Raw genomic sequence first — 25,886 nt, 5'->3', positions numbered from 1 at the left:
CGCCGATCACCGTACGTCGATCTTGGGCCACCCTCCGCGTCCACGGCCGCTCCTCGAACGGCCGGGAGGCGGTCACTCCTTGTTCATCTTTCGGGGTACTGCACCTATTCCACGGGGCTTTGCGGTGTCGCCGGCACATGCCCCGCCGCCGGCCGCTCCCGCCACAGCGCGAGGCCTGTGTCGACCAGTCCGATCCGGTTGAGACCGGGCACCTCGTCCAGCGGATGCCACGCCGCCATGTCCGTGGAACCGCCGGTCTCGGGGCGGAGTTCGCCGCCGGTGATGCGGGCCTCGTAGATCAGCCGCAGGCCCTGGTGGTCGACCGTGCGGCCGAAGCGGCGGGGGAAACGAGCTCGGCGGGTGTGCACGCCCAGCAGGCCCGTCACCTCGATGGCGTACCCGGTCTCCTCGTCCACCTCCCGCAGGACGGTCTCGTAGGGGTCCTCGCCGTGTTCCATGCCGCCGCCCGGCAGGGTCCACTCGGGGACGCCGTCGTCGTTGATCCAGCGGGCCAGCAGGAGTTGGCCGTCACGGACGCATATGGCGTAGGCCGCCACCCTCAACTTCTTGCGCACGTACGGACGTTAGTCCGCCGCGTCCGGATTGGCAGGCGAGTATTCGGGCGCCGACCAGCGAAGCGGGACCGCCGACCGGGTCTCGATGACGTCCAGCGTCGTGAAGCGGACCCGTCGTTCCCCGTCCGCCGCGAACTCCGTCCGCGCCTCGCCCGTCAGTTGCAGCGTCGTGCCGGTCGTCCAGTCCAGGAACAGCAGGCCCGCCCGCGGGTCCGTCGCGAGGTTGCCCAGGGTGAGGAACATGGAGTTGCCCGGGTAGTCCCGCCAGCTCAGCTCGCGTGGCGAATCGACGTGTACGAAGCCGGGGTTGCCTCCCCGGTGGCTGACGTCGGCGCCGTCCTCGTGGACGGTGGCGAGGAAGAACGTGTCGGCCCCCGTGACGAAGTCCCTTTGCGCTTCGGACAGTTCGCTGCCGTGCCGCGCCGCTTCCGGCCCGCGGTTCTCCACCGTCTCGTACGACTGCCTGCGCTGGATGTACTTGGGGCAGTTGGAGAACACCCGGTCCGCAGCCACCGCGAACCCCCGTTCCGTGGGCCGGAGTCGGCCGTTGAGGCGCATCCGGCGGCGGGTGCGCGGGTCGAGGGCGATGGTGCCGACAGGGGTGCCTTCCGAGGCGAGTGCCGCCGTGAGCGGGTCGCCCGGACGCACTCCACCCGTGACCGACATCTGACGCGGCCCCGTCGCCCGCGCGAAACCGGGCGTACCGGTCAGCGGTGACGCCCAGACGTGACCCGTCCCGGGGTCGGCCGCGCCCAGCACCAGGAGAGGCTGCAGCTCCAGGAAGGCGGCCGCCACCGGCTTGATCCCCTCACCGATCGCCCGGCCCACGTGATCGGCGACATCCCGTACGCCGGTCCGGTCCTGCAGTGCCCGCGAACCCGAGTGATACACCTCCATGACTAGAAGAATCCGCAGGTCGGAGCCGTCTCGTGCGGCACCGGCGCGCCCTCGGCGCCACTCGGCACCGAGATCTCCAACCGTGTCCCGTCGGGGTCGTGGAAGAAGATGCCGCCCGACGCCGCGCCCTCACGGTGGGCGACCACACCCTCGTACGCGAAGTCGACGCCGTACGCGCGCAGCGCCTCCTCGTACTCCCTGACCCTCTCGATGGAGTCCGCCTCCAGCGCGAGGTGGTGCAGGCCGGCGCGGGTGCCGTCGTACGGCTGTCCCGCCTGCTGCCAGAGGGTGAGCACCAGCCTCTCCCCGTCCCCCAGGAACGCGTACCGCCTGCCCTCCTCCTTGCCCTCCGCCACGAGGACGAAGCCCAGGACGTCCCGGTAGAAGGCCAGCGAACGGTCGAGGTCGGTGACGTTCAGGCCGATATGGCCGGTGCGCAAGGTCATGGCTCTCCCTCTCAGCGGCAGCAGTTATAACCCATGCAATCGACATTAACGGTTAGAGCGAGAAGGCGTCAACCGGTGACGTACCATTGAACGGTTAGATCGGAAGGAGCATCCATGCCCGGCACCCCCGACCCGCGCCCCCTCACCGGCGAGCCCCTCGCGCTCGACCTGCTCAACACGCGGTGGAACCAGGAGGGGGTGATGCAGGATCTGCTCGCCGACGTCGACGGGCTCGGCGTGTGGCTCGACTCGACCGGGCTGAGCGGTGGATACGCCCCCGACTCGCGGATGCTGCGTCACGTCCTGAAGGCCCGCGACGCCCTGAAGACGGCCGTGGACGGGTCGCCGGAGGAAGGCGCGCGGGCGGTCGACGCCGTTCTCGGGCACGGGCGGATCCGGGCCACGCTCACTCCCGACGGGCCCGGCGAGCTTCCCGAGTTCACTGATCCGACGTGGGGGCCGGCCTGGCTCGCGGCCCGCAACTACCTGGAGTTGCTCTCCACCGCCCCCGACCGCATCCGCGGCTGCGCGCACGACTCGTGCGTCCTGCACTTCTTCGACACGTCGCGCAACGGCACCCGTCGGTGGTGCTCGATGGCCGCGTGCGGGAACCGGGCGAAGGCGTCGCGCCACTACGCCCGTTCCAAGGAGAACTGACCCAACTCGTTCAACGAGGAACTGACCGAATCACCTCATAGGGGACTCACAGCCTCAAGTCCATCGCGGGTTTTCCCCACACATCCATATCGTTTCGGTCAACACTTCCCAAACAACTGTCCCTTGGGTAAAGCTGCGCTCGTCCGGCACTGGACTCTTCACTACAAGGGATGCCGATGACCCTCACCCCCCAGCGCGACCCGATATCGGGCCCCAGACGCGTGGCCCGTATAGCCGTGGCCGCCGGTCTCGTCGCCGCGCTCTCCGCGGCGGGGCCGATACCCATGGCCTTCTCCGCCGACGCACCGTCCGCGAACTCCACCGCGCCCTCGGACGGCAGCGTCAAGTCCGCCCACGACAAGCTCGGTTCCGACGACGCGGACCTGCTTGCCACGGCCGAGGCCGAGGGCGACAAGAACGTCACGATGATGATCGCCACCGCGCCGGGGCAGACCGAGCAGGTCGCCAAGGACCTGGACGCGGTCAAGGGCGGCTCGGTGGGCCGGACCTACGACAAGCTCGGTTACGTCCGCGCCACCGTCCCGACCGGCAGGGCACAGGCGGCCATCGCCGCCGCCGCGAAGCTCTCCTCCGTGCACGGCATCGACCTGCGCGAAGAGATCCCCCTGGACGACCCGAGCGCCACGAGCGGCGCCAAGTCCGGCTCGGCGGCCGTGAGTTACCCGGCGCCGAACAAGAACACCCCCGCCGAGAACCCGTACAACCCGTCCTTCGAGACGGGCGCCGTCGACTTCGTGAAGGACCACCCGAAGGCGGACGGCCGCGGCATCACCATCGGCATCCTCGACTCCGGTGTGGACCTCGGTCACCCGGCGCTGCAGAAGACCACCACCGGCGAGCGGAAGATCGTCGACTGGGTGACGGCGACCGACCCGATCGTCGACAGCGACGCGACGTGGCGGCCGATGGTCACCGCGGTCTCGGGCCCCACCTTCACCTACAGCGGCCAGACTTGGACGGCGCCCGCCGGGTCGTACCAGGTCAGCACCTTCAGCGAGGCCGCGACCACGGGCGGCGACGCCAAGGGTGACGCGAACCGGGACGGGGACACCACCGACAAGTGGGGCGTCCTCTACGACGCCGCCGCCGGGACCGTCCGCGTCGACCTCAACAACAACCACGACTTCGGCGACGACGCGCCGATGAAGCCGTACAAGGACGGTTACCAGGTCGGCTACTTCGGGACCGACGACCCGTCCACCGACGTCGTGGAGCGCCAGCCGTTCGTCGTGCAGATCCGCAAGGACGTGCCGATGGACCCCTACGGCGGCGACTGGGTCGGCAAGAAGGCCGACTTCGTCAACATCGGCGTCATCGAGTCCGAGCACGGCACCCACGTCGCCGGCATCACCTCCGCCAACGGTCTGTTCGGCGGGAAGATGAACGGCGCCGCCCCCGGCGCGAAGATCGTCTCGTCCCGTGCCTGCACCTGGAGCGGCGGCTGCACCAACGTCGCGCTCACCGAGGGCATGATCGACCTCGTCGTGAACCGCGGTGTCGACATCGTCAACATGTCGATCGGCGGCCTCCCGGCCCTCAACGACGGCAACAACGCCCGCGCCGAGCTGTACACCCGGCTCATCGACACCTACGGCGTGCAGCTCGTGATCTCGGCCGGCAACTCCGGCCCGGGCGCCAACACCATCGGCGACCCCGGTCTGGCCGACAAGGTGATCTCGGTCGGCGCGACCATCTCCAAGAAGACCTGGGCCGCCAACTACGGCTCGGTCGTGGAGAAGAAGTACGCCATGATGCCCTTCTCCTCGCGCGGCCCGCGTGAGGACGGCGGCTTCACCCCGACCCTGTCCGCGCCGGGTGCCGCGATCAACACCACCCAGACCTGGCTGCCGGGCTCCCCGGTCGCCGAGGCGGGCTACGCGCTGCCGGCCGGCTACTCGATGCTGCAGGGCACGTCCATGGCGTCCCCGCAGGCCGCGGGTGCGAGCGCACTGCTGCTCTCCGCCGCCAAGCAGAAGAACATCGAGCTGAAGCCCGCCGCCCTGCGCACGGCTCTCACCTCAACCGCCGATCACATCAAGGGTGTTCAGGCGTACGAGGAGGGCGCGGGCCTCATGAACATCGGCGACGCCTGGGAGTCCATCAAGGACGGGGCGAGCTCGCACGACTACACGGTGAAGGCCCCGGTCGACACCGCGATCGACTACGCCCTGAAGACGCCGGGCTTCGGCACCGGTCTCTACGACCGCGAGGGCGGTCTGAAGGCCGGGCAGAAGAAGACGTACGACGTCACGATCACCCGAACCTCCGGCGCGGACAAGGCAGTTCGCCACGAGCTGTCCTTCGGGAACAACGCCGGTGACACCTTCCGGATCGTCGGCTCGGACGAGGTGAAGCTGCCGCTGAACCAGCCGGTGACCGTCAAGGTGCAGGCCGCTCCGAAGTCCGCGGGCATCAAGAGCGCGATCCTCGAGGTCGACGACCCGAAGACGGAGGGGATCGACAAGCAGGTCCTCAGCACCGTCGTGGTCTCGGCGCCGGTGAAGTACACCTACTCCGCGTCGAACACGGTGCAGCGCAACAGCACGCAGTCGTACTTCGTGACCGTGCCCGAGGGCGCCAAGTCGCTGGAGGTCGCGATCGGCGGGCTGAAGGACAAGAGCCAGACCCGCTTCATCTCGATCCACCCCTACGGCGTTCCGGTCGAGGACACCGGCACCCCGTACTGCTACAGCAACTACCCGAACACCAACGGCTGCAAGCCCGACGTGCGTTCGTACGCGGACCCGCAGGCCGGCGTCTGGGAGATCGAGGTCGAGTCGCGCCGTACGTCGCCGCTGCTCGACAACCCGTACAAGCTGGACGTCGCCGTCTACGGCGCGGCCTTCGACCCGGAGACCGTGACCGTCCCCGAGGCGAAGGTCGGCACCCCGGCCGCCGTCTCCTGGAAGGCGACCAACAAGTTCGCCGCCCTCGACGGCAAGCTGGTCGGCGGCCCGCTCGGCTCGTCGAAGTCGGCCCGCCCGACCATCAAGGAGGGCGAGACCCAGACCACCACGGTCGAGGTGCCCGCGGGCGCCAAGTCCCTCGACGTCGCCATCGGCAACGTCTCGGACGCGGCCGCCGACCTCGACCTGACGGTCACGGACAAGGACGGCAACGTGGTCGGCCAGTCCGCCGACGGCGACTCGGAGGAGGCGGTCTCCGTCGCCTCGCCCGCCGCCGGTACCTACACCGTCGAGGTGGTGGGCTACTCGGTCCCGTCCGGCTCCACGGCGTACGACTACCAGGACGTCTTCTTCTCCTCGTCCCTGGGCACCGTCACCGTCGACGACTCGACCCCGGTCAAGCTCGGCACGGGCGACTCGGCGACCGTCTCCGGCAGCGTCACCGCCGCGGCGGCCGCTCCGGAGGGCCGCGAGTTCTTCGGCCAGGTCCAGCTGGTGAACGCACGCGGCACGGTCGCGGGCATCGGCAGCGTGAAGATCGAGAAGGTCACGCCGTAGTCACCGGCACGGCCGGCCGTACTCGGTAGTGCGGCTGTGAGGGCGGGCGTCCGTACGGGCGCCCGCCCTTTCCCGTGCCTCACCCACCTCACTCGCAGGTGATGTCGGCCGACTCGGGCAGCGCCCGGGTGAGCCCGGCGCGTTCGTGGGCGATCGCCTTCTCGCCGACGAGCACGTAGTCCGGGGTGGCGGCCTGCTGCGGGAGCGCCACAAGGAGGTGGTCGCCCTTGTGGAGGGCCTTCTGGACGGCGCCCTCGTCGAGCACGAAGGTGATCTCCTTCTCGGACTTCTCCGGCTTGTACCAGTGGGTCACGTCCAGGGTGATCCGCTCCTGGTCGGCGGTTCCGGGCACCTGCTCGACCTCCGTGACCCTGCCCTCGGCGACCAGGCGGGCGCAGGCGAGATAGCCGGGGCTGGAGAAGGCGGAGCCGGGCGCGGCGGACTCCGCCGCCTTGGCGCCCGAGTCGCTGCTCGAGGTACTGGCGGCACCGCCGCCCTGCGCCAGCAGCCACGCCATCCCCGCCAGCACACCCGCGACGCCGGCCACCGCCACGGTGCCGAAGGCGAACCTGCGCACCATGCGCCGGTCCCGCGGCGCCCGTACCGCAGCGGGTGTCCGCACGGGCCGTGCCTCCTCGGCCAGCGCGTCCCCGATGATCCCCAGGTGTTCCTTCAGCAGGGCCAGGTCGGCCTCGGCCTTGCGGTGCCCGGCCATGAAGGCGGCATCCGCACGGGCCTCGTCCGGCAGCTCCGCGCCGGTGATCGCGGCCATCAGCGCGTCGGCGCCGTCGTAGGCCTCGTGGGTCTCGTGTTCGGCGGTCATGTCACACCACCTCGTCCTCGTGCAGGCGGGTGCGCAGAGCCCGTACCGCCGTGTGCAGCCTGCTCTTGACCGTGCCCTCCGGGACGCCGAGCTCCTCGGCTATCGAGCGGACCGGCAGATCGGCGTAGAAGCGCAGGACGAGGACCTGGCGCTGGGAGTCGGGCAGCTCGTCGAGGCCCTGGGCCACGGCGAGGGACAGCACGCTGGTGTCCTCGCCCGAGGGGTGCTCCAGCTGCCGCAGGGAGGCCAGGCGCTCGCCGATCCGCTCCTGGCGGCGCTTGGCGCGGTGCCAGTCCATGGCCAGGTTGGAGGCGACGACCGCCGCCCACGCGGAGACGTCGCGCGGCGCCTCGTGCCCCTTCGCCGCGCGCTCCAGCAGCCGCAGCCGCACCTGCTGCACCCCGTCCGGCAGATCCGTCTGCGGCACCCCGCCCAGCGCGAGCACCGCCCGCACCCGGCGTTCCTGGGCCGCGTCCAGAGGATCACCCTGATCGTCCTCCTGGGCCCGCCGGGCCTTTCTGCGCAGCACAAGCCACCCCCTCACCGCGTTTCCTCTACGACGCCGCAGCGCACGGAAACGTTCGGCGGATCCCCGGGAAAATTGTCCAGAGGCGTACGTCACACCCTTCGGCGTTCCACTCCTCGGGCATGCTGCGCAAAGAATTGGACAGGCGGACCCGGGTCGGCCGCATGATGGAAAAGCCGCAGACATTGCAAGAAGCCGCAGAGCTGCTCGAAGCGCAGACATGCGCGAACACGTAGAGGGAGTCGCCGTGAGGGTCGGAATCGTCGGAGCCACCGGTCAGGTCGGCACGGTCATGCGCAGGATCCTCGCGGAGCGGAACTTCCCGCTGGACGAGCTGCGCCTGTTCGCCTCGGCCCGCTCGGCCGGGACGGTCCTGGACGGCGTGACGGTGGAGGACGCGGCGACCGCCGACTACTCCGGCCTGGACATCGTGCTGTTCTCCGCGGGCGGCGCGACCTCGAAGGCGCTGGCCGAGAAGGTCGCCGCGCAGGGCCCGGTCGTGATCGACAACTCCTCCGCTTGGCGCAAGGACCCCGAGGTCCCCCTCGTCGTCTCCGAGGTGAACCCGCACGCGATCGCCGACCGCCCCAAGGGCATCATCGCCAACCCGAACTGCACGACGATGGCCGCGATGCCGGTCCTGCAGGTGCTGCACGCCGAGGCGGGCCTCGAAGCGCTGGTCGTCGCCACGTACCAGGCGGTGTCCGGCTCGGGCCTCGCGGGCGTGGCCGAGCTGCACGGCCAGGCGCAGAAGGTGATCGGCGACGCAGACAAGCTCACCCACGACGGCGCCGCTGTCGACTTCCCGGAGCCCGGCGTCTACAAGCGCCCCATCGCCTTCAACGTGCTCCCCTTCGCGGGCAACCTCGTCGACGACGGCCTGAACGAGACCGACGAGGAGCAGAAGCTCCGCAACGAGTCGCGCAAGATCCTGGAGATCCCCGAGCTGAAGGTCTCCGGCACCTGCGTGCGCGTCCCGGTCTTCTCCGGCCACTCCCTCCAGGTCAACGCCCGCTTCGCGCGTCCGATCTCCCCGGAGCGCGCGACGGAGCTCCTGGCCGGCGCCCCGGGCGTCGCGCTCTCCGAGATCCCGACCCCGCTCCAGGCCGCCGGCCAGGACCCGGCGTACGTGGGCCGCATCCGCCGCGACGAGACCGTCGACAACGGCCTCGCGCTGTTCATCTCCAACGACAACCTCCGCAAGGGCGCCGCGCTGAACGCGGTACAGATCGCGGAGCTGGTCGCGGCGGAGCTGAAGGGCTAGGCCCTGCGCACCTCGTAGCGAAGCTGAAGGCCTAGGGCCTGCGCACCTCGTAGAGGAAACAGCCGTACTCGACGGCCCGGACGTGGACGAGCGCCACCGACGGGTCGTCGAACGCGTTCTGGAAGGCCGCGTCGTCGGGCGCCCCGACCAGCTCGCCGCCCAGGATGTGCCCGTCGGCCGAGTAGCGGCGGACGGTCCGGTGGGCGTTGGCGAACGGATGGCCGTCCAGGTCAGGGCCCGGGCACTCCTCGGCGTGGATGAAGACGGGCCCCTGCTCGTCGTAGGCCCCCGGCTCGGCTCCCGCCTCGGCCGCCCAGCGGCGCAGGGGCGCGTACGAGACGAGGGCGATCCGCTCACCCGGCTCGCTGCGGCGCAGACAGCAGCGCAGCGGGGCGCCGCCTTCCTCGTCGGTCACGGGGGTCATGGGGCGGCCCGCGTCGTCGGTGGTGCGCAGTTCCTTGAGGACGGACGGTTCGATGGGTCGTGCGGTGTACGTCGTCATGGGTCCAGGCTGGCGCGGGCGGGGCTGGATGACTGGCGGGATCCGGACGTGACGCTTGTGCCGCCGGTGGGTGCGACTCGGCCGGTCGTCGTCCGAGGACGAGACCCCTTCAGGGCCGAAGCACCCGACCCATGGACGGCTGCCCCGGCGGCACCCACCGGCGGACCCATCGGGAAAACCCTCGTCGCCCTCCCCACTGTCACGTGGAAGGATGACGCAACCGACACATAACGAGGAGATGACCGCGTGCCTGGCACAAACCTGACTCGCGAAGAGGCGCAGCAGCGGGCGAAGCTGCTCACCGTTGACTCGTACGAGATCGATCTCGACCTCTCCGGCGCGCAGGAGGGCGGCACCTACCGGTCCGTGACCACGGTGCGTTTCGACGTGGCCGAAAACGGGGCCGCGTCCTTCATCGACCTGGTGGCCCCGACGGTCCACGAGGTGACGCTCAACGGCGACCCGCTCGCCCCGGACAAGGTCTTCGAGGACTCCCGGATCGCGCTGCCCGGTCTGCTGGAGGGCCCCAACGTCCTGCGGGTCGTCGCCGACTGCGCCTACACCAACACCGGTGAGGGGCTGCACCGGTTCGTCGACCCCGTCGACGAACAGGCTTATCTCTACACCCAGTTCGAGGTCCCGGACGCCCGCCGCGTCTTCGCCTCCTTCGAGCAGCCGGACCTGAAGGCGACCTTCCAGTTCACCGTGAAGGCGCCCTCCGGCTGGACCGTCATCTCCAACTCACCGACGCCCGAACCCAAGGACGACACCTGGGCCTTCGAGCCGACGCCGCGGATCTCGTCGTACATCACGGCGCTCGTCGTCGGCCCGTACCACTCGGTGCACAGCGTGTACGAGAAGGACGGGCAGAGCGTACCGCTCGGCATCTACTGCCGGCCCTCGCTCGCCGAGTACCTCGACTCCGACGCGATCTTCGAGGTCACCCGGCAGGGCTTCGAGTGGTTCCAGGAGAAGTTCGACTACGCGTACCCGTTCAAGAAGTACGACCAGCTGTTCGTGCCGGAGTTCAACGCGGGCGCGATGGAGAACGCGGGCGCGGTCACCATTCGCGACCAGTACGTCTTCCGGTCCAAGGTGACCGACGCGGCGTACGAGGTGCGTGCGGAGACGATCCTGCACGAGCTGGCGCACATGTGGTTCGGCGACCTGGTCACCATGGAGTGGTGGAACGACCTGTGGCTGAACGAGTCGTTCGCCACCTACACCTCCATCGCCTGCCAGTCCTACCACCCCGACTCGCGGTGGCCGCACTCCTGGACGACGTTCGCCAACTCCATGAAGACGTGGGCGTACCGGCAGGACCAACTGCCGTCCACCCACCCGATCATGGCGGAGATCAACGACCTCGACGACGTCCTGGTCAACTTCGACGGCATCACCTACGCCAAGGGCGCGAGCGTCCTGAAGCAGCTCGTCGCGTACGTCGGCATGGACGAGTTCTTCGCGGGCGTGCAGGCGTACTTCAAGCGTCACGCGTACGGCAACACGCAGCTGTCCGACCTGCTGGGCGCGCTGGAGGAGACCTCCGGCCGTGACCTGGGGACCTGGTCGGAGAAGTGGCTGAGGACGGCGGGCATCAACATCCTCCGTCCCGAGGTCGAGACGGACGCCGACGGCGTCATCACCTCCTTCGCCATCCGCCAGGAGGCCCCCGCCCTGCCGGCCGGTGCCAAGGGCGCGCCGACGCTCCGCCCGCACCGCATCGCCGTCGGCCTGTACGAACTCGACGACGAGACCGGCAAGTTGGTGCGTGCCGAGCGCATCGAGCTGGACGTCGACGGCGAACTGACCGCCGTACCGCAGCTGGTGGGCAAGCGCCGCCCGGCCGTCGCACTGCTCAACGACGACGACCTGTCGTACGCCAAGGTCCGCCTCGACGAGCAGTCCCTCGCGTTCGTCACCGAGCACCTCGGCGACTTCGAGTCCTCGCTCCCCCGCGCCCTGTGCTGGGCCTCGGCCTGGGACATGACCAGGGACGCGGAGCTCGCGACCCGCGACTACCTCTCCCTGGTCCTGTCGGGCATCGGCAAGGAGTCCGACATCGGTGTCGTGCAGTCGCTGCACCGCCAGGTGAAGCTGGCGATCGACCTGTACGCCGACCCGGCCACCCGCGAGGCCCTGCTCACCCGCTGGACCGACGCCACGCTGGCGCACCTGCGTGCGGCCGCGCCCGGCAGCGACCACCAGCTGGCGTGGGCGCGGGCGTTCGCGGCGACGGCCCGGACGCCGGAGCAGCTGGACCTGCTGGAAGCGCTGCTCGACGGTTCGCAGACGATCGAGGGTCTGGTCGTCGACACCGAGCTGCGCTGGGCGTTCGTGCAGCGGCTCGCCGCGGTCGGCCGCTATGACGAGGCGGAGATCGCCGGCGAGTACGAGCGGGACAAGACCGCCGCCGGCGAGCGGCACGCGGCGAGCGCCCGCGCCGCCCGGCCGACCGAGGAGGCGAAGGCGGAGGTCTGGGCGTCGGTCGTCGAGTCCGACAAGCTGCCGAACGCCGTCCAGGAGGCGGTCATCGGCGGCTTCGTCCAGACCGACCAGCGTGAGCTGCTCGCCCCGTACACCGAGCGGTACTTCGAGGTGGTCAAGGGCATCTGGGACTCCCGTTCGCACGAGATCGCCCAGCAGATCGCGATCGGCCTCTACCCGACCGTCCAGGTGTCGCAGGAGACGCTGGACAGGACGGACGCCTGGCTGGCCTCGGCCGAGCCCAGCGCGGCCCTGCGCCGCCTGGTCTCCGAGTCCCGCTCGGGCGTGGAGCGCGCGCTGAAGGCACAGGCGGCGGACGCGCAGGCGTAGTCGTTCGTACGACGGCAGGGGCGCCCGGCATCGTGCCGGGCGCCCCTTCGCGTGCCTGCGGTCAGCGCGGGACCATCCCGCCGGTCACGTTGACGAAGGTGCCGGTGATGCCGGCCGCGTGGCCGGAGGCGAGGAACACGGCCGTGGCGGCGACGTCGGCGAGGGTGGGGTTGCGGCGGGTCATGCGCATCCCGGCGAGGTTGTCGATGATGCCCTGGACGGCGGCGGCGTCGATGGCGGGGTTGACCGCGGCGAGCTTCTCGACGGTGAAGGTCTCGGGCACCCCGGCCGCCCACAGGCCGACGGCCCGCACCCCGCGCGGCCCGCACTCCACCGCCAGGTTCCGCACCAGCGTGTCGATGGCGGCGTCGGCCGGTCCCGTGCCGCCCATCATCGGACTGCCGTGCGCGGAGCCGCTGTTGAGGGTGAGGATCACGCCGGAACCGCGCTCGGCCATCCGGCGGGCGGCGCCGCGGGCCGTGAGGAAATTGGCGCGGACGCCGTTGAGCAGGGGCCGCAGGAAGTCGTCCACGGGCATGTCGGTGAGCGGGGCGCCCTGTACGTCGCCGCGCGTGACGAGGTTGAACGAGATGTCGACGTCGCCGACGCCGGCGAGATGCTCCTCCACGGCCGCCTCGTCGAGGGCGTCCACGACGGCGACCTCGGCGCCCTTGATGTCGTCGGCCACCGCCTGAAGCGTCTCCCGGGTGCGTCCGACGAGGTGGACGCGGGCGCCCTCGGCGGCGAAGGCGCGGGCGACCGCACCGCCGATGGATCCGCCGGCGCCGTACACGATCGCGGTCTTGTCGGTGAGCAGCATGGTGATCAACTCCCTGCGGGATTCGTGTCGTACGAGTCGTACGCGTCGGTGATACAGACGCACGGCACCCCGGCCGCTCATCGGTCACAGGCGCAGGGGCAGTCCGAACGCCGGGAACAGGTGCGGCTCGAAGGACATGATCTCCACGACCCGGTCGTCGCCGTCGAAGCGGAGCACGTCGAGGACCTGGGCCCGGTACACGTTCGTACCAGGTCTGCGGACGTAACCCCCCGCCGCGAGCCGGCCGTTGGCGCGGGCGGGCAGGTGGCGCCAGTGGCCGAGGAACGCCGGTGAGGCCGGGTCGAGGTTGGGGAGGACGAACTCCAGGAGGGCGTCGCGCCCCGTGAACCAGAACGGGTTGGGCGGCATGGTGAGCGTGACGTCCTTGCTCAGCAGGTCGGTCATCGCGGCGAAGTCGAGGTGTTCGACGGCGGTCATGTACCGCTGCAGGACGGCGCGTTGGGCGTCGGTGGGCTCGGCGGGGCTCCAGTCGGCGCGCTGCCCGGGCAGCCGGTCGCGCAACGTGGGCCGGGCCCGCTGCAGGGCGCTGTTGGCCGAGGCCACGGTCAGGTCGAGGGCCTCGGCGGTCTCGGCGGCGGTCAGGCCGAGCACGTCCCGCAGGATCAGCACGGCCCGCTGGCGGGGCGGCAGATGCTGGATGGCGGCGAGGAAGACGAGCTCCAGGGTCTCCCGGGAGACGGCGGCGACGTCCGGCCGGTCCTTCTCGGCGGTGGGCAGTTCGTCGTCCGGGTAGGGCTGCAGCCAGGTCACCCGGGCGGGTGCCTCGCCGGTGCCGTGGTTCATGCCGGGCAGCGGCTCGTAGCGCTGCGGACGGCGGGCGGTGCGGCGCTGGAAGTCGAGGCAGGCGTTGGTGGCGATGCGGTACAGCCAGGTGCGTGCGCCGGCCCGCCCCTCGAAGGCGTCCCGGGCCCGCCAGGCCCGCAGGAACGTCTCCTGCACGAGGTCCTCGGCGTCGTCGTAGGAGCCGGTCATCCGGTAGCAGTGCACCTGGATCTCACGGCGGTGGGACTCGGTGAGGGCGGCGAAGTCGGCTTCCGTGAGGAGGCTTTTCGTCACGGGGGCCGGTGTGACGGAGGCCTGCCCGGCAGAGGCCTGCGTGACGGAATCGTTCGCGCTGTCCCGCGCGACCCGGGCGATGCGCCGCAACTGGGCCACGGAAGCCGACAGCTCGGTCACCCCGGAGTAGAGGACGGAGGCGGGCTGCGGCACCAGCTCCTTCACCCGCCGCCCGATGTCCTCGATCAGGCCGTTCACACTGGCCCCGGCCTGCTGCCGCCCCCGGTAGGCCTTCTGCCGGCAGGCGGCCGAGCAGTAGACGGAGCTGCGGCCCGTGCGGCCGGCCCGCGCGGGCAGCGGTTTGCCACAACTGGCACAGACCTGGGCGACCACGGGCACCTCCGGGAGTCCGGGAATTGCGTCACGCGGGGACGGTGTGACGCTATCGCGGTTCGGTCCCCGTGGGACCGGCGAGCCGCGCGGCAACCGTCCGCAACGCCTCCAGCACTCTCCCCACCGCGGCGCCCTCCTCGGCCCCCTTCCGTACGGCCGCCACCACATGCCGCCGCGGCCGGTCCGCCGTCAGCTCCCGCATCACCACGCCCTCCCTGCGCACCGCCGCCATGCGCGGTACGAGCGCGACCCCCATCCCGGCCTCGACCATCGCCAGGATCGCCGTCCACCCGGCCGCCGAATGCCCCTGGACGGGGCTGAACCCGGCCGCCTCGCAGGCCCCGCGGGTGATGTCCGACCAGGGCCCGCTCCCGCCGAAGATCCACGGCTCCCCCGCGAGATCGGCGAGCCGCAGTCCGTCCGTGTCGGCGAGGGCGTGGTCGCGGGGCAGGGCGACGTCGAGGGGGTCGGCGAGCAGCGGAACGCGGGTGAAGCGGGGGTCGGCCGCCGTCGGGGCCTGCGCGGCGAGGGACAGCGCGAGGTCGACGTCCCCGGCGGCCAGCAGCTCGTACGCCTCCCCGGCCTCCGCCTCCCGCACCCGCACGGTCACCCCGGGGTGCGCGGCCCGCAGCGCCCGCACGGCGGGTACGACGAGGGCCGGTACGGCGGTGGAGAAGGCACCGACCCGCACCTCGCCGGCCTCGCCGTGCGCGTAGGCCGCCAACTCGGCGTCCGCGCGCTCCAGTTGCTCGAACACGGCCTCCGCGTGCCGGAGCACCAGCCGCGCCGCGTCCGTCAGCCGCACCCGCCGCCCCTGCGCCTCAAGCAACGGCACCCCGACCTGTTTGGCGAGGTTGGTCAGCTGCTGCGACACCGCCGACGGCGTCATCCGCAGCGCCTCGGCCGTCGCGGTCACGGTCCCCCGCTCCCTGAGCGTCCGCAGGATCTGCAGCTTCCGGATGTCCCACTCGGCCATGGCGGCAACCTATACGGCGGCCGTCTCAGGACCGCGCCGCGGCGCCCAGTGCGACCCCGCCCAGGATCAGCGCCATGCACAGGGCCTGCGTCCAGCCGATCGCCTCGCCGAGCACCGCCCAGGACAGCAGCGCCACACACACGGGCTGCAGGTAGTAGACGACGCCGGCCCGGCTCGGGCCGACCAGGGCGATCGCCTTGTTCCACGCGAAGAAGGCGACGGCGGAGGAGACGACGCCGACGTAGAGGAGGGGGAGGACGGTGCCGGGCGTCGGCGTGAAGCCGCCCTGGACGGTGAGACTCACGGCCTGGGCGGGCAGGAGGAGGACCGTGCCGAGGAGGAAGGTGGTGAACAGGAAGCCCGCACCGCCGAGTTCGGCCGGCTTGCGTCGCACCAGCACGCTGTACGAGCCGAAGCAGCAGGCCGCGGCGATCATCCAGAGGTCACCGGCGGCGAGGCCCGCCCCGCCGCCGACGAGCAGCACCACCCCCGCGCACGCCGTCAGCAGCCCGGCGACCCGGCGCCCGCCCAGCCGTACGCCGCCCGCCCGCTCGAACGCCGCCATCAGCACCGGCGAAGCGGCCATGATCATGCCCATGTTGGCGGCCGGTGTGGTCGCCCCGGCCTGGTTGACGAGGGTGTTGTACACGGTCACGCCGAGGAGCGAGGCGAGCAGCACGAAGCCGAGGTGCCGCCGTATCGACTCCCGCTGCCGCCAAGCCTGCCGGGCCCCGAACGGTGCCACGGCCACGAGCGCCACCAGCCAACGCCAGAACGCCTGTTGCACCGGCGGCACGCTGTCGTGCAGCGCCCGGGAGGTGACGAAGCTGCCGGACCAGACGACGGTGGCCAGGGCGGCGAGGGCGAGCCCGAGGAGCGGGGTGTTGCGGGTGGCGGTGGGGGTCTCGGTCGTAGGGGCGGTCCGGTGCAGGACGGCGGCCACGGATGTCCTTTCGCTGGTCGGTGATACCGGGGATCCGGTCTGGATCCGGTGCGTCCGGATGATCCCGGCAACCCCGGTGGATCTACCGTTGCAGCGCCCCACTTGTCACGTCCATCGAATCTTTTCGACGATTCCTTTCAGCTGAGCTGAACAATGGCCGGGGGCCACCGCCGCCACCGCTCGCGCGCGACCCCAGCTGTCCCGCCACCGTCGCCCCGAACGCCAGGGCCATGCCCGCCAGTTGGACGGGGCCCAGGGCCTGCCCGAGGGCCGCCCAGCCGACGACCGCCGCGGTCAGCGGGGACAGCGGGCCGAGGAAGGTGACCTGGGTGGCGGTGAGCCGGCCGATGCCGCGGAACCAGAGCCAGTAGGCGACGGCCGTGTTGGCCAGGGCGAGGTAGAGATAGCCGCCGACCGCGCGGGCGTCCAGCGCGGGCGGCGCACCCTCGACCAGGAGGGCGAGGGGGGCGATGAGCAGGCCGCCCGCGGTCAACTGCCAGCCGGTGAGGGCCAGTGGGCCCACACCGTCGGGGCGGCCCCACCGCTTGGCCAGCACCGTGCCGGTCGACATCGACGCGGTCGAGGCGAGGGCGGCCAGGACACCGACGGGATCGAGCGCCCCGGCCGCCTTCAGTACGACGAGGCTGACACCGAACGCGGCCACGACCCCGGCGAGCACCGCCCGCCCGGTCGGCCGCTGCCCCAGCAGCAGCGCCGACAGCCCGACCACGAACAGCGGCCCGATCGAGCCGACGACGGCCGCCATGCCGCCGGGCAGCCGGTACGCGGACAGGAACAGCAGCGGGAAGAAGGCGCCGATGTTCAGCGCGCCGAGGACGGCGGCCTTCCACCACCAGGCGCCGCGGGGCAGGACGCGGGCGAGCGCCAGCAGGAGCAGACCGGCGGGCAGGGCGCGCGTCAGAGCGGTGAACAGGGGGCGGTCGGCCGGCAGGAACTCGGTCGTGACCGCGTAGGTCGTGCCCCAGGAGACGGGGGCGAGGGCGGTGAGGAGTGCGGTCGCGGGCCGTTTCATGGCCGGGTCCCCCATCGAATGCGACATGCCACCCGGAGGTAGCTTGGTAGAAAGTAGCTTACCTCTAAGCTACTTTCCGTCAAGCCACTTTCTTGCGATCGAGTCATCCCCGGGCGGATACTCACCGCATGAGTGCACAGGCCAAGGACCCCGTCGACGCGATCATCGAGCAGTGGGCCGAGGTGCGGCCCGACCTCGACACCGCCGCGATGGAGGTCTTCGGGCGGATCTTCCGGCTGTCGCGCGCGATGGGCGACCGGATGGAGAAGGCGTACGCACCCCACGGGATCTCGCGCGGCGAGTTCGACGCCCTCGCCACCCTGCGCCGCTCCGGCGAGCCCTACACCCTCTCGCCCCGCCAGCTCTCGGCGACGCTGATGCTCACCACCGGCGGCATGACCGGCCGCCTCGACAAACTGGAACGCGCGGGCCTGCTCCGCCGCTCCCCCGACCCGCACGACCGCCGGGGTCTCCAAGTGACGCTCACGGAGAAGGGGTTGAGCGTCGTCGACGAGGCGGTCGCCGCCGGTCTCGCCACCGAGGCGGCGGCCCTGTCCGCCCTGGACGCCGAACAGGCCGGCCAACTGGCCGACCTGTTGCGCGAGTTGCTCGCGGGGACACGCGACTCCCAGTAGTCGAAGGGCCGTTCACCCCACGTGGGTGGCGAGCGCGCCCTCGATCGCCGCGGCGTCCGCCGAGTCCGCCGCCCAGGCCACGTATCCGTCGGGGCGCACCAGCACGGTCGTACGGCGGTCGCTCGCCCAGCGCTCCACCGCCAGCCGGTCCTTTCGGGCGCCCTGCTCCTCGTGGGCCTCGGGGGTGATCAGCACGAAGCGGCCGCCGCGCAGGGCCTCGTAGAGGCGGCCGCCCTGCAGGGCGACGTCCGGGACGCGGGTGCCGGTGAGGCGGTGCGAGCCGCGGGGGGCCGCGTAGTCGTAGCCGATGCCCGTGAGCCGGCCGACCGCCTTGCGGCGGGCGGGGGCGACGTTGTTGAGGACGGTGGTGAGCACCGACCGCAGCGCCAGCGTCCAGGGGCGCTTGGCCATGGCGAGGCGGACGATGCCGCCGCTGCTGCGGAGCACGGACCTGCCGACGGGGTGGCGCTCGGCCTGGTAGGTGTCCAACAGGGCGCTGTCCGCATACCCGTTGACCACCTGGGCCAGCTTCCAGCCGAGGTTGGCCGCGTCCTGCAGACCGGTGTTCATGCCCTGGCCGCCGGCCGGGGTGTGGACGTGCGCGGCGTCACCGGCGAGGAAGACGCGGCCGACGCGGTAGGCGGGCGCCTGGCGTTCGTCGCTGTGGAAGCGGGACATCCAGCGGGCGTCGCGCATGCCGTAGTCGCGGCCGAGCGCGAGCCGGGCGATCTCCTTGACCTCGTCGAGCTCGAGCGGCTCGTCGTCGGAGACGTTGCGGCTGCGGTTCCAGCCGATGACGCGGTAGTAGCCGTCGCGGAAGGGCGCGATGAAGGCGAAGGCGTCACCGACGGTGTTGACGGTGAGGAGGGTGTCGGGCTGCTCGTCGAGGAGTACGTCCGCGAGGACGACCGAGCGGATCACGGAGTGCCCGGGGAAGGGCAGCCCGATCGCGTCGCGCACGGCGCTGCGCATGCCGTCGGTGCCGACCACGTACGCGGCGCGCAGGGTCTCGGTCTCCCCGGCGGGGGTGCGGACCTCGACACTCACCGCCTCAGCGTCCTGCGACAGCGCCGTCATCTCGGTCTCGTACCGGAAGTCCACGCCCGCCTCGACCGCCCGCCGCTCCAGCGCCTTCTCCACCTCGTACTGCGGGAGGACCAGGAGGTGGTTGAAACGGGAGGGGAGGGGGGCGAGGTCGACGGTGAGGCGGCCGAAGAGGCGGAGGCGGTCCAGCGGTTGGCCGAGGGCCTCCAGTCCATCGGCGAGACCGCGGGCGTCGAGCTGCTCCAGGGCGCGGGCGTGCAGGACGAAGGCGCGGGAGAGGTTGCTGATGTGGTGCGCGCGCCGTTCGAGGAGGGTGACGCGGACGCCGGCGGTGGCGAGGTCCCCGGCGAGGAGAAGGCCGGTGGGACCGGAGCCGACGACGATCACGGCAGGGGTGGCGGTGCCGTTCATGGTGACCTCCTGTTGCCGACATTCGCTTGCCAACGCGTGCTTGCCAACGCTCGCTGGCCCACGCCTGCTTGCCAACCCTTGCTGGCAAACATCCGTTTGCCAACATCTGTTGACCAACGCTTGTTGGCGACGATAGAGCTATCCACAGGCCGGAGTCAACACTTGTTGGCCAACACGGGTTGACCTACGCTCGTAGGCATGAACGGGAACCACAGCGGCAGCAGCAGCTCCGGCGGCAGCGGGACACGCCGCCGCTCCGACGGCACACGTGACGCCATCCTCATCGCGGCCCGCGAACGCTTCGCGGCCGACGGTTACGAGCGGGCCACCATCCGCGCCATCGCCAAGGGCGCCCGCATCGATCCGTCGATGGTGATGCGCTACTACGGCAACAAGGAGGGCCTGTTCGCGGCAGCCGTAGCGATCGACCTGAGACTGCCGGACATGGCTTCACTGCCCCGGGACGTGGTCGGCCGGGTGCTGGTGACGCACTTCCTGCGGACCTGGGAGAAGAGCGAGGAGCTCACGGCGCTGCTCCGGGTCGGCGCGGCAGGCCGGGCCGGGGCCGAGCGGATGCAGGGCATCTTCCGGGAGCAACTGCTGCCGGTCGCCCGCCAGGTGTGCCCCGATCCCGAGCAGGTCCCCGCGCGGGCCGCGCTCGCGGCGTCACAGCTGCTCGGAGTGGCGCTGACCCGTTACGTCCTGCGGATCCCGCCGGCGGTGGCACTGCATCCCGAGGAGATCGTCGCGTGGCTGGCACCCACGCTGCAGCGGTATCTGACCGCGCCGAGCCCGTGAGAACACACCCCGCGAGATCGCACGAGGACACACTGAGGGCGCCGGCCTCACCGACGTGCGGTGCGGCCGACGCCCTCGGAAATAGCGTGAGGTCGAACCGGGGTCAGGCCTTGGCCTTGGCCTTCGGCTGACGGTCCTTGGACCCGTCCAGGACCATCACCAGGCCCGCGATGATCGCGAACAGGGCGAGGGGAGCCAGGACGTAGAGGCTCAGCGTCTCGATGACGCTCAGGCCCTTGCCGGGGTCGTCGCCGTCGTCGCGCGTCAGCGCGAGCGCGGGGGACGACATGAGCAGCATCATCAGCGTCGTACCGGCAGCCAGGGCCCCGGCGCGCAGAGCGTTCTTCTTGTCCACGGTGCCAAAAATATCGAACGCCGAATGGGTGCGCTCGTCCGGGGGTGCCGTACGAGGTCCGGGCCCCTCCCTACCCCGGCCGCACCGGACGCAGCACCTCGATCAGCGCGTGCAGCCGCGGTGACCCCGCCAGCTCCTCCAGCGTCACCGGGCGGCCCTCCGCGTCCGCGATCGGCAGGCGCCAGTTCGGGTACTGGTTCCAGGTGCCCGGGAGGTTCTGGGGGCGGCGGTCGCCGACCGTGTCGGGGAGCCAGATGCCGAGCATGCGGGACGGGGTGTGGAGCAGGAAGCGGTGGACGGCCTGGATCTCGGCCTCCTCCTCCGACGCCCCGTGGGCGCCGCTCGTGCCGTCCAGCAGGCCGAGGCGGGCGAGCAGGCCCAGCCACTCCCCCGTGTCGTTCGCCGCCTCCGCGCGCTCCTCCTGAAGCGGGCGGGTCAACAGGCCGAGGCGGTCGCGCAGTTCGACGTGTTCGCCGGTGAGGCGGGCGGCGGTGGGCGGCAGGTCGTGGGTGGTGGCGGTGGCCAGGCAGTCGGCGCGCCAGCGCTCCGGGGGCAGCGGGCGGCCGTCGCCGCCCCAGTCCCGTTCGAACCACAGGACCGAGGTGCCGAGCACCCCGCGCTCGCGCAGCGTCTCGCGTACGCCGGGTTCGACCGTGCCCAGGTCCTCGCCGATGACGACGGCGCCGGCGCGCGAGGCCTCGAGGACGAGGACGGCGAGCATGGCCTCGGCGTCGTAGCGGACGTAGGTGCCCTCCGTGGGCGGGTGCCCCTGTGGCACCCACCAGAGGCGGAACAGGCCCATGACGTGGTCGATGCGCAGGGCGCCGGCGTACCGGAACAGGGCTCTGAGCAGGCGGCGATACGGCTCGTAGCCCGACTCGGCCAGGCGGTCCGGTCGCCAGGGCGGCAGCCCCCAGTCCTGGCCCCGCGCGTTGAAGGCGTCCGGCGGCGCGCCCACCGACATGCCGGCCGCGAAGTACTCCTGCTGCGCCCAGGCGTCGGCGCCCTCGGGGTGCACCCCGACCGCCAGGTCGTGCACGATCCCGACCGGCATCCCGGCCTCGCGCGCGGTGAGCTGGGCGTCGGTGAGCTGGGCGTCGGTGAGCCAGGCCAGCCGGGAGTGGAAGTCCACCCGGTCCCTCAACTCCCCGCGGGCGCGGGCCGTTTCGGCCGAGCGGGGCTCGCGCAGGGCGGCGGGCCACCGGCTCCAGTCGGAGCCGTGGACCTCGGCGAGGGCGTACCAGGTGGCGTGGTCCTCGAGGGCCTCGCCCTGCTCGGCGAGGAAGTCGACGTACGCGGCGCGCCGCCCGGGCCCGAGTTCCACCTCGCGGATCAGTTCCAGCGCCTCGCGCTTGAGCGCCCACACCCCGTCCCGGTCGATCAACGCGCCCTTCTCCAGCACCGATTCGCGCAGTTCTGCGGCGCGCCCCAGCAGTGTCCGCAGGCGCTCGCGGTCCTCGACGTAGGCGTACTCGGGGACGTCCTCGACGCGCAGGTGCACGGGGTCGGGGAAGCGGCGGGAGGAGGGGCGGTAGGGGGAGGGATCGGTGGGGGTGCCGGGTACGGCCGCGTGCAGCGGGTTGACCTGGACGAATCCCGCGCCGAGCGCACGGCCGGCCCAGGCGCCGAGTTCGGCGAGGTCGCCGAGGTCGCCCATGCCCCAGGAGCGGTGGGAGAGCAGGGAGTAGAGCTGGACGAGCAGGCCGTACGAGCGGGCGGTGGGCGTGGGCAGCCGGGGCGGGGCAACGACGAGGTGCGTCTCGGCGGTGCGGCCGTCGGGTGCCGTGGCCGTCAACCGGTGGACGCCGGGCGGGAGTTGCTCGGCGGAGGTACGTGTCTCACCCTGCTCGGTCTCGATGCGCAGCCGGGTGCCGTCCGGGAGGGCCGTGAGCGCGGGGGACGTGCCGCCGCTCCAGAGCACCACCGTCGGCGGCAGCAGCCGCTCGCTCAGCTCCCGCTCGCGGGCGGCGAGCGCGGCGCGGCTGGTCTCGGGGGTGCCCGTGTCGATGCCGAGGGCGGCCAGGGCGAGGGTGACGGCGGTGGCCGAGGCCGCGACCGTGCGGTCCGGGGAAGGGCTGTAGGAGGTGGCGACGCCGTGCAGTACGGCGAGCCGGGACAGGTCCTCGGAGGGCGGTTCGGGCGACCCCTGCGCTGTCATCCAGGGCCTGCCTTTCGGATCAGGTCGGCTGTACGAAACGGTGCCTTCGGGCCGCCCCGAGCGGGGTCTGGTGCGTGCAGCTGCAAGGCGGAGGAGGGAGTCGACGCGGAGCGTCGGCGAGTGACGACAACGCGGCAGATGTGCGTGCCAGGGCCCGCGACGCCGGGCTGATCCGAAAGGCAGGCCCTAGGGCCTCGTGCAGTCCGGCTCGGGGGCCGCCGCCTCGCTGGTCAGGGGGGCGGCGTCGGCGAGCGGCGGCTCGCTGGTGAGGGGCTCGGCCTCGGGCAGGGGCGGTTCGCTGGTGAGCGGGGTCTCGGCGCAGGCGCTCTCCGCACTGAAGGCGCACAGATAGGGATCGGGTTCGGCGAACGCCTCACGTTTGGAGAGGGCCGAGAGCAGAAGATGTGCCGATGCGGCCACGGGGGCCTCCTTGTCGAGTACGGCGACCTTTTGGGTTACCGCAGCCCTACCCAGCGGGCGCGACGGCAGACGTATGGAACGGAAGTACGTGCCTCTCCTCACATTCTGGGGGCCACCGCGCCGCCCCGCCCTTCCCGGACGGAAGCTCTCCCCGGAGCGCTTCCCCGAGTCCTTCCCCGACTTTCTTCCCGAAAGCTCTTCCCTCGATCACTATTCACTCAGTACATGTATCGAGTGCATAATGCTCGGCATGAGCACCCGCCACATCCTGCTGGGGCTGCTCGCCTCGGGGCCGAGCCATGGCTACGACCTGAAGCGACGCCACGACGAACGTTTCCCGCAGGCCCGTCCGCTGGCCTACGGGCAGGTCTACACGACCCTGCAGCGCCTGGTCCGGGACGGCCTCGCCGAGGTCGAGGGCACCGACTCGGACGGTGGCCCGGAGCGGACGACCTACCACTCGACCGACGACGGATCGCGTGAACTGGCCCGGTGGGCCGGGGAGATCACCCCGCCCGCGCCGTTCGTGACGAACGAGATCTTCGCCAAGGTCGTCGTCTCGATCCTGTCCGGCGGCGACCCGGCCTCCTATCTGCTGGCGCAGCGCGCCGCGCACATGGAGCGGATGCGGGAGCTCACGGCGGTCAAGACCGGGAAGAGCGCCGACCTCGCGACGGTGCTCTCGGCGGACTACGCCCTCAACCACCTCGACGCCGACCTCCGTTGGATGACCACCACGGCGGCCCGGCTCACCACCCTGACCGCGGAGGTCGACGCAGCATGAGCAACGGGGACAGCCCAGACACCACGGTGCCGCTCCTGGCGGCCCGCGACCTCACCAAGGCGCACGGCAGGACAGAGGCCCTGCGCGGCGCCTCGGTGGAGCTGCGGGCCGGCGAGATCCTCGCCGTGACCGGCGCCAGCGGCAGCGGGAAGTCCACGCTGCTGCACTGCCTGGCCGGCATCGTCCGCCCGGACGCGGGCGCGGTGACGTATGCCGGGGAGCGGCTGGACCGGCTGCCGGAGAAACGGCTGAGCGAGCTGCGCCGCACCGAGTTCGGTGTGGTCTTCCAGTTCGGGCAGCTCATTCCCGAGCTGACGGCGCTGGACAATGTCGCACTGCCGCTGATGCTGGCCGGAACACCCCGTCCCGAGGCGCAGGCGCGGGCCGGTGAGTGGCTGGAGCGGTTCGGCGTACGGGCGCAGGAGGCGCTGCGGCCCGGCGAGATGAGCGGCGGCCAGGCCCAACGGACGTCCCTGGCACGGGCGTTGATCACCGACCCGAAGGTCGTCTTCGCCGACGAGCCGACCGGCGCGCTGGACTCCCTGGCGACCGAGCAGGTGATGACGTCCCTGATCCACACGGCCCGCGACGCGGGCACCGCCGTACTCCTGATCACCCACGATGCCCAGGTGGCGGCGTACGCGGATCGTGAGGTGCGGCTGAGCGACGGGGCCGTGGTCACGGCGGGGGTGACGGCATGAGGACCGATCTGCGGCTGGCCTGGCTGCTCACCCGGGGTTCGGACCGGCGGGAGTGGTGGCGGGTCGGGCTCATGGGGGTCGGGGCCGGGCTGGCGAGCGGGCTCGGGATGGTGATCGCCGTGCTGCTGCCGCTGGACGGCCACCACCGCATGTCCGTGGGCGGTGGTCTGCTCGACGAGCCCGGCACCCGCATCGGCGTGATCTTCGCGCTGCTGATGCTGTTCATCCCGGTGCTCGGCTTCCTCGGCCAGTGCGCCCGGATCGGCGCCGTGCACCGGGACCGCAGGCTGGCCGCGCTGCGCCTGGCGGGAGCCACGCCCGCCCAGGTGCGGCGGATCGCGGCGCTGGAGTCGGGGCTGGCGTGTCTGGCGGGTTCGGCAGTGGCCACGGTGTTGTGCGTGCTGACCCTGCTGCGGCTGTGGCGCAGCCCCGACCCCCTGGCCTGGGCGGGCGTCGCCGTGGTGGCCGTCGGGGTGCCGGTGCTGGGCGCGGCCGTGAGCGTGCTGGTGCTGCGTCGCGTGGTGACCTCGCCGCTGGGGCGGATACGGCGGGTGCGGCCGGCCGAGGGTCCGGGGCGGATGTTCCGGGTGGCGACCGCGGCGCTCGCGCTGGCGGTGGTGTACATCGCGACCACCCCCTTCCACGAGGTCCCGTTCGAGTTCGCGCTCGCCCCGCTCACCGTGTTCGCCGTGTGCCTGCTGGTCGGCGCGGTGGCGGTGTGGCTGACCGGGGCGTCGGCCCGGCAGCTGGGCGAGGGGCTCGCCGCCCGCGCCAAAAGACCCGCGGTACTGATCGCGGCGGAAAGGCTGCGCGACGACCCGTGGGCATCGGCCCGTACCCATGCCGCGGTGCTGCTGGTCACGGTGGTGGCCTCGGGCTTCATGGGCGTACGGCAGGTGATGCTGGCGCGTGTGCACGCCCCGGACGCGCGGTACGGCGAACGGCCCGGGTTCTACGAGAACGGCCTGAACCTGACCGGCGCCGCGATCCTCGTCGCCCTCGCGCTCATGCTGACCGCGCTCGCAGTCGGCACCGCCGAGTCCGTCGCCACCCGGCGCCGGGGCCTTGCCGCGCAGACCGCGGCCGGGGTGCCGCACGCCGTACTGGCCCGGGCGCTGCTGCTGGAGACCGCGATGCCGCTGGCGCCCGCGGTCGCGGTGGCGGGCCTCGGCGGCGCGGTGATCAGCTTCTGGTACGGCTCGATCGCCTCGGCCCACGTGGCCGTGCCGGTGCCGTACACCGCGCTCCTGGTCCCGCTCGTCGTCTACCCGGCCTGCCTGCTGGCGGCGGCCACCTCGCTGCCCCTCCTGCGCCGCTCCGTCCAGCCGGCCGAGCTGCGCTACGCATGACGGTCCGGCCCCGGGGGCACAGGGGGACTCCGGGGGCGGACACTCCACGGCCGCGTG

Annotated in this window: 24 protein-coding genes; 9 read left to right on the top strand and 15 right to left on the bottom strand. The window is 71.8% G+C overall.

Annotation, left to right across the window (positions count from 1 at the left end; translation table 11 throughout):
• Nucleotides 1–104: 104 nt before the first annotated feature.
• From OG303_RS31865 to OG303_RS31855, 3 genes are read right to left on the bottom strand one after another with little or no spacing between them, the layout of a single operon-like run.
• The gene (locus OG303_RS31865) at nt 105–575 is read right to left on the bottom strand and encodes an NUDIX hydrolase (RefSeq protein WP_405872714.1); all 471 of its coding nucleotides are present in this window, start codon (nt 573–575) and stop codon (nt 105–107) included.
• Between the two features lie 9 nt (nt 576–584).
• Nucleotides 585–1,472: a pyridoxamine 5'-phosphate oxidase family protein gene (locus OG303_RS31860; protein WP_405872712.1), complete on the bottom strand. Its 888-nt coding sequence runs from the start codon at nt 1,470–1,472 to the stop codon at nt 585–587.
• A 2-nt stretch (nt 1,473–1,474) separates the two neighbouring features.
• Entirely contained in the window at nt 1,475–1,918 is a 444-nt protein-coding gene (locus OG303_RS31855) for a VOC family protein (RefSeq protein ID WP_405872711.1), read from the bottom strand.
• Between the two features lie 114 nt (nt 1,919–2,032).
• On the opposite strand from OG303_RS31855, the gene OG303_RS31850 reads away from it, so the two are divergent.
• On the top strand, nt 2,033–2,575 hold the full coding sequence (locus OG303_RS31850; protein ID WP_405872710.1) for a CGNR zinc finger domain-containing protein: 543 nt from the start codon (nt 2,033–2,035) through the stop codon (nt 2,573–2,575).
• A gap of 176 nt (nt 2,576–2,751) precedes the next feature.
• The gene (locus OG303_RS31845; protein ID WP_405872708.1) at nt 2,752–6,060 is read left to right on the top strand and encodes a S8 family serine peptidase; all 3,309 of its coding nucleotides are present in this window, start codon (nt 2,752–2,754) and stop codon (nt 6,058–6,060) included.
• Between the two features lie 88 nt (nt 6,061–6,148).
• On the opposite strand, the gene OG303_RS31840 is transcribed toward OG303_RS31845, so the two are convergent.
• Both OG303_RS31840 and OG303_RS31835 read right to left on the bottom strand, forming a co-directional pair.
• Entirely contained in the window at nt 6,149–6,883 is a 735-nt protein-coding gene (locus OG303_RS31840; RefSeq protein WP_405872707.1) for a hypothetical protein, read from the bottom strand.
• A gap of 1 nt (nt 6,884) precedes the next feature.
• On the bottom strand, nt 6,885–7,412 hold the full coding sequence (locus tag OG303_RS31835) for a sigma-70 family RNA polymerase sigma factor (RefSeq protein ID WP_405872705.1): 528 nt from the start codon (nt 7,410–7,412) through the stop codon (nt 6,885–6,887).
• A gap of 244 nt (nt 7,413–7,656) precedes the next feature.
• Here OG303_RS31835 and OG303_RS31830 point away from each other — a divergent pair, with 244 nt between their 5' ends.
• On the top strand, nt 7,657–8,673 hold the full coding sequence (locus tag OG303_RS31830) for an aspartate-semialdehyde dehydrogenase (RefSeq protein ID WP_405872704.1): 1,017 nt from the start codon (nt 7,657–7,659) through the stop codon (nt 8,671–8,673).
• 31 nt (nt 8,674–8,704) lie between these two features.
• On the opposite strand, the gene OG303_RS31825 is transcribed toward OG303_RS31830, so the two are convergent.
• A complete protein-coding gene (locus OG303_RS31825) occupies nt 8,705–9,175 on the bottom strand; it encodes a DUF1203 domain-containing protein (protein WP_405872702.1) in 471 nt (156 codons plus the stop codon).
• 246 nt (nt 9,176–9,421) lie between these two features.
• On the opposite strand from OG303_RS31825, the gene pepN reads away from it, so the two are divergent.
• Entirely contained in the window at nt 9,422–11,992 is a 2,571-nt protein-coding gene (gene pepN / locus OG303_RS31820) for an aminopeptidase N (protein ID WP_405872700.1), read from the top strand.
• Between the two features lie 61 nt (nt 11,993–12,053).
• Here the strand turns inward: pepN and OG303_RS31815 are convergent, their stop codons facing one another.
• From OG303_RS31815 to OG303_RS31795, 5 genes are all read right to left on the bottom strand, one after another.
• On the bottom strand, nt 12,054–12,812 hold the full coding sequence (locus tag OG303_RS31815) for an SDR family NAD(P)-dependent oxidoreductase (protein ID WP_405872699.1): 759 nt from the start codon (nt 12,810–12,812) through the stop codon (nt 12,054–12,056).
• Between the two features lie 84 nt (nt 12,813–12,896).
• Complete coding sequence (locus OG303_RS31810; protein WP_405872698.1) at nt 12,897–14,222, bottom strand: RNA polymerase subunit sigma-70; 1,326 nt, start codon at nt 14,220–14,222, stop codon at nt 12,897–12,899.
• A 49-nt stretch (nt 14,223–14,271) separates the two neighbouring features.
• A complete protein-coding gene (locus tag OG303_RS31805) occupies nt 14,272–15,198 on the bottom strand; it encodes a LysR family transcriptional regulator (protein ID WP_405872697.1) in 927 nt (308 codons plus the stop codon).
• Between the two features lie 25 nt (nt 15,199–15,223).
• Nucleotides 15,224–16,129 (bottom strand): DMT family transporter, encoded by a 906-nt coding sequence (locus OG303_RS31800; RefSeq protein ID WP_405877586.1) that lies wholly within the window; start codon nt 16,127–16,129, stop codon nt 15,224–15,226.
• A 94-nt stretch (nt 16,130–16,223) separates the two neighbouring features.
• Nucleotides 16,224–17,174, bottom strand: a complete 951-nt coding sequence (locus OG303_RS31795) for an EamA family transporter (protein ID WP_405872696.1) — start codon at nt 17,172–17,174, stop codon at nt 16,224–16,226.
• Nucleotides 17,175–17,302: 128 nt separating this feature from the next.
• Here OG303_RS31795 and OG303_RS31790 point away from each other — a divergent pair, with 128 nt between their 5' ends.
• On the top strand, nt 17,303–17,809 hold the full coding sequence (locus tag OG303_RS31790; protein ID WP_405872695.1) for a MarR family winged helix-turn-helix transcriptional regulator: 507 nt from the start codon (nt 17,303–17,305) through the stop codon (nt 17,807–17,809).
• A 12-nt stretch (nt 17,810–17,821) separates the two neighbouring features.
• Here the strand turns inward: OG303_RS31790 and OG303_RS31785 are convergent, their stop codons facing one another.
• A complete protein-coding gene (locus OG303_RS31785; protein WP_405872693.1) occupies nt 17,822–19,264 on the bottom strand; it encodes an FAD-dependent monooxygenase in 1,443 nt (480 codons plus the stop codon).
• A gap of 198 nt (nt 19,265–19,462) precedes the next feature.
• Between OG303_RS31785 and OG303_RS31780 the strand changes: the two genes are divergently transcribed.
• A complete protein-coding gene (locus OG303_RS31780) occupies nt 19,463–20,062 on the top strand; it encodes a TetR family transcriptional regulator (protein WP_405872692.1) in 600 nt (199 codons plus the stop codon).
• 103 nt (nt 20,063–20,165) lie between these two features.
• Here the strand turns inward: OG303_RS31780 and OG303_RS31775 are convergent, their stop codons facing one another.
• The 3 genes from OG303_RS31775 to OG303_RS31765 all read right to left on the bottom strand — a co-directional run bounded on the left by OG303_RS31775 (nt 20,166) and on the right by OG303_RS31765 (nt 22,995).
• Nucleotides 20,166–20,417 (bottom strand): hypothetical protein, encoded by a 252-nt coding sequence (locus OG303_RS31775; protein ID WP_405872690.1) that lies wholly within the window; start codon nt 20,415–20,417, stop codon nt 20,166–20,168.
• Between the two features lie 70 nt (nt 20,418–20,487).
• Entirely contained in the window at nt 20,488–22,575 is a 2,088-nt protein-coding gene (gene malQ, locus OG303_RS31770) for a 4-alpha-glucanotransferase (RefSeq protein WP_405872689.1), read from the bottom strand.
• Between the two features lie 186 nt (nt 22,576–22,761).
• Nucleotides 22,762–22,995, bottom strand: coding sequence for a hypothetical protein (locus tag OG303_RS31765; RefSeq protein WP_405872687.1), 234 nt, complete (start codon nt 22,993–22,995; stop codon nt 22,762–22,764).
• A gap of 250 nt (nt 22,996–23,245) precedes the next feature.
• On the opposite strand from OG303_RS31765, the gene OG303_RS31760 reads away from it, so the two are divergent.
• The 3 genes from OG303_RS31760 to OG303_RS31750 are packed head-to-tail and all read left to right on the top strand — an operon-like array spanning nt 23,246 to nt 25,829.
• Nucleotides 23,246–23,779 carry a PadR family transcriptional regulator gene (locus tag OG303_RS31760; protein ID WP_405872685.1) on the top strand — a complete coding sequence of 178 codons (534 nt, stop codon included), beginning with the start codon at nt 23,246–23,248 and terminating at the stop codon, nt 23,777–23,779.
• Nucleotides 23,776–24,480, top strand: coding sequence for an ABC transporter ATP-binding protein (locus OG303_RS31755; protein WP_405872683.1), 705 nt, complete (start codon nt 23,776–23,778; stop codon nt 24,478–24,480). The genes OG303_RS31760 and OG303_RS31755 overlap by 4 nt, the downstream gene beginning before the upstream one ends.
• On the top strand, nt 24,477–25,829 hold the full coding sequence (locus tag OG303_RS31750) for an ABC transporter permease (RefSeq protein WP_405872681.1): 1,353 nt from the start codon (nt 24,477–24,479) through the stop codon (nt 25,827–25,829). Before OG303_RS31755 ends, OG303_RS31750 begins: the two co-directional genes overlap by 4 nt.
• The last annotated feature ends 57 nt before the right edge of the window (nt 25,830–25,886 follow it).

This window comes from Streptomyces sp. NBC_00005 (assembly GCF_045160215.1).
GTDB lineage: Bacteria > Actinomycetota > Actinomycetes > Streptomycetales > Streptomycetaceae > Streptomyces.
Note: the sequence above shows the minus strand (reverse complement) of the source record. Positions and strands in the feature narration are given on the sequence as shown.

Coding starts and splice junctions, on each gene's coding strand:
- OG303_RS31860 (WP_405872712.1), bottom strand. CDS start 1,472: ATGGAGGTGTATCACTCGGGTTCGCGGGCACTGCAGGACCGGACCGGC.
- OG303_RS31855 (WP_405872711.1), bottom strand. CDS start 1,918: ATGACCTTGCGCACCGGCCATATCGGCCTGAACGTCACCGACCTCGAC.
- OG303_RS31850 (WP_405872710.1), top strand. CDS start 2,033: ATGCCCGGCACCCCCGACCCGCGCCCCCTCACCGGCGAGCCCCTCGCG.
- OG303_RS31845 (WP_405872708.1), top strand. CDS start 2,752: ATGACCCTCACCCCCCAGCGCGACCCGATATCGGGCCCCAGACGCGTG.
- OG303_RS31840 (WP_405872707.1), bottom strand. CDS start 6,883: ATGACCGCCGAACACGAGACCCACGAGGCCTACGACGGCGCCGACGCG.
- OG303_RS31825 (WP_405872702.1), bottom strand. CDS start 9,175: ATGACGACGTACACCGCACGACCCATCGAACCGTCCGTCCTCAAGGAA.
- OG303_RS31815 (WP_405872699.1), bottom strand. CDS start 12,812: ATGCTGCTCACCGACAAGACCGCGATCGTGTACGGCGCCGGCGGATCC.
- OG303_RS31805 (WP_405872697.1), bottom strand. CDS start 15,198: ATGGCCGAGTGGGACATCCGGAAGCTGCAGATCCTGCGGACGCTCAGG.
- OG303_RS31795 (WP_405872696.1), bottom strand. CDS start 17,174: ATGAAACGGCCCGCGACCGCACTCCTCACCGCCCTCGCCCCCGTCTCC.
- OG303_RS31790 (WP_405872695.1), top strand. CDS start 17,303: ATGAGTGCACAGGCCAAGGACCCCGTCGACGCGATCATCGAGCAGTGG.
- OG303_RS31785 (WP_405872693.1), bottom strand. CDS start 19,264: ATGAACGGCACCGCCACCCCTGCCGTGATCGTCGTCGGCTCCGGTCCC.
- OG303_RS31780 (WP_405872692.1), top strand. CDS start 19,463: ATGAACGGGAACCACAGCGGCAGCAGCAGCTCCGGCGGCAGCGGGACA.
- malQ (WP_405872689.1), bottom strand. CDS start 22,575: ATGACAGCGCAGGGGTCGCCCGAACCGCCCTCCGAGGACCTGTCCCGG.
- OG303_RS31760 (WP_405872685.1), top strand. CDS start 23,246: ATGAGCACCCGCCACATCCTGCTGGGGCTGCTCGCCTCGGGGCCGAGC.
- OG303_RS31755 (WP_405872683.1), top strand. CDS start 23,776: ATGAGCAACGGGGACAGCCCAGACACCACGGTGCCGCTCCTGGCGGCC.
- OG303_RS31750 (WP_405872681.1), top strand. CDS start 24,477: ATGAGGACCGATCTGCGGCTGGCCTGGCTGCTCACCCGGGGTTCGGAC.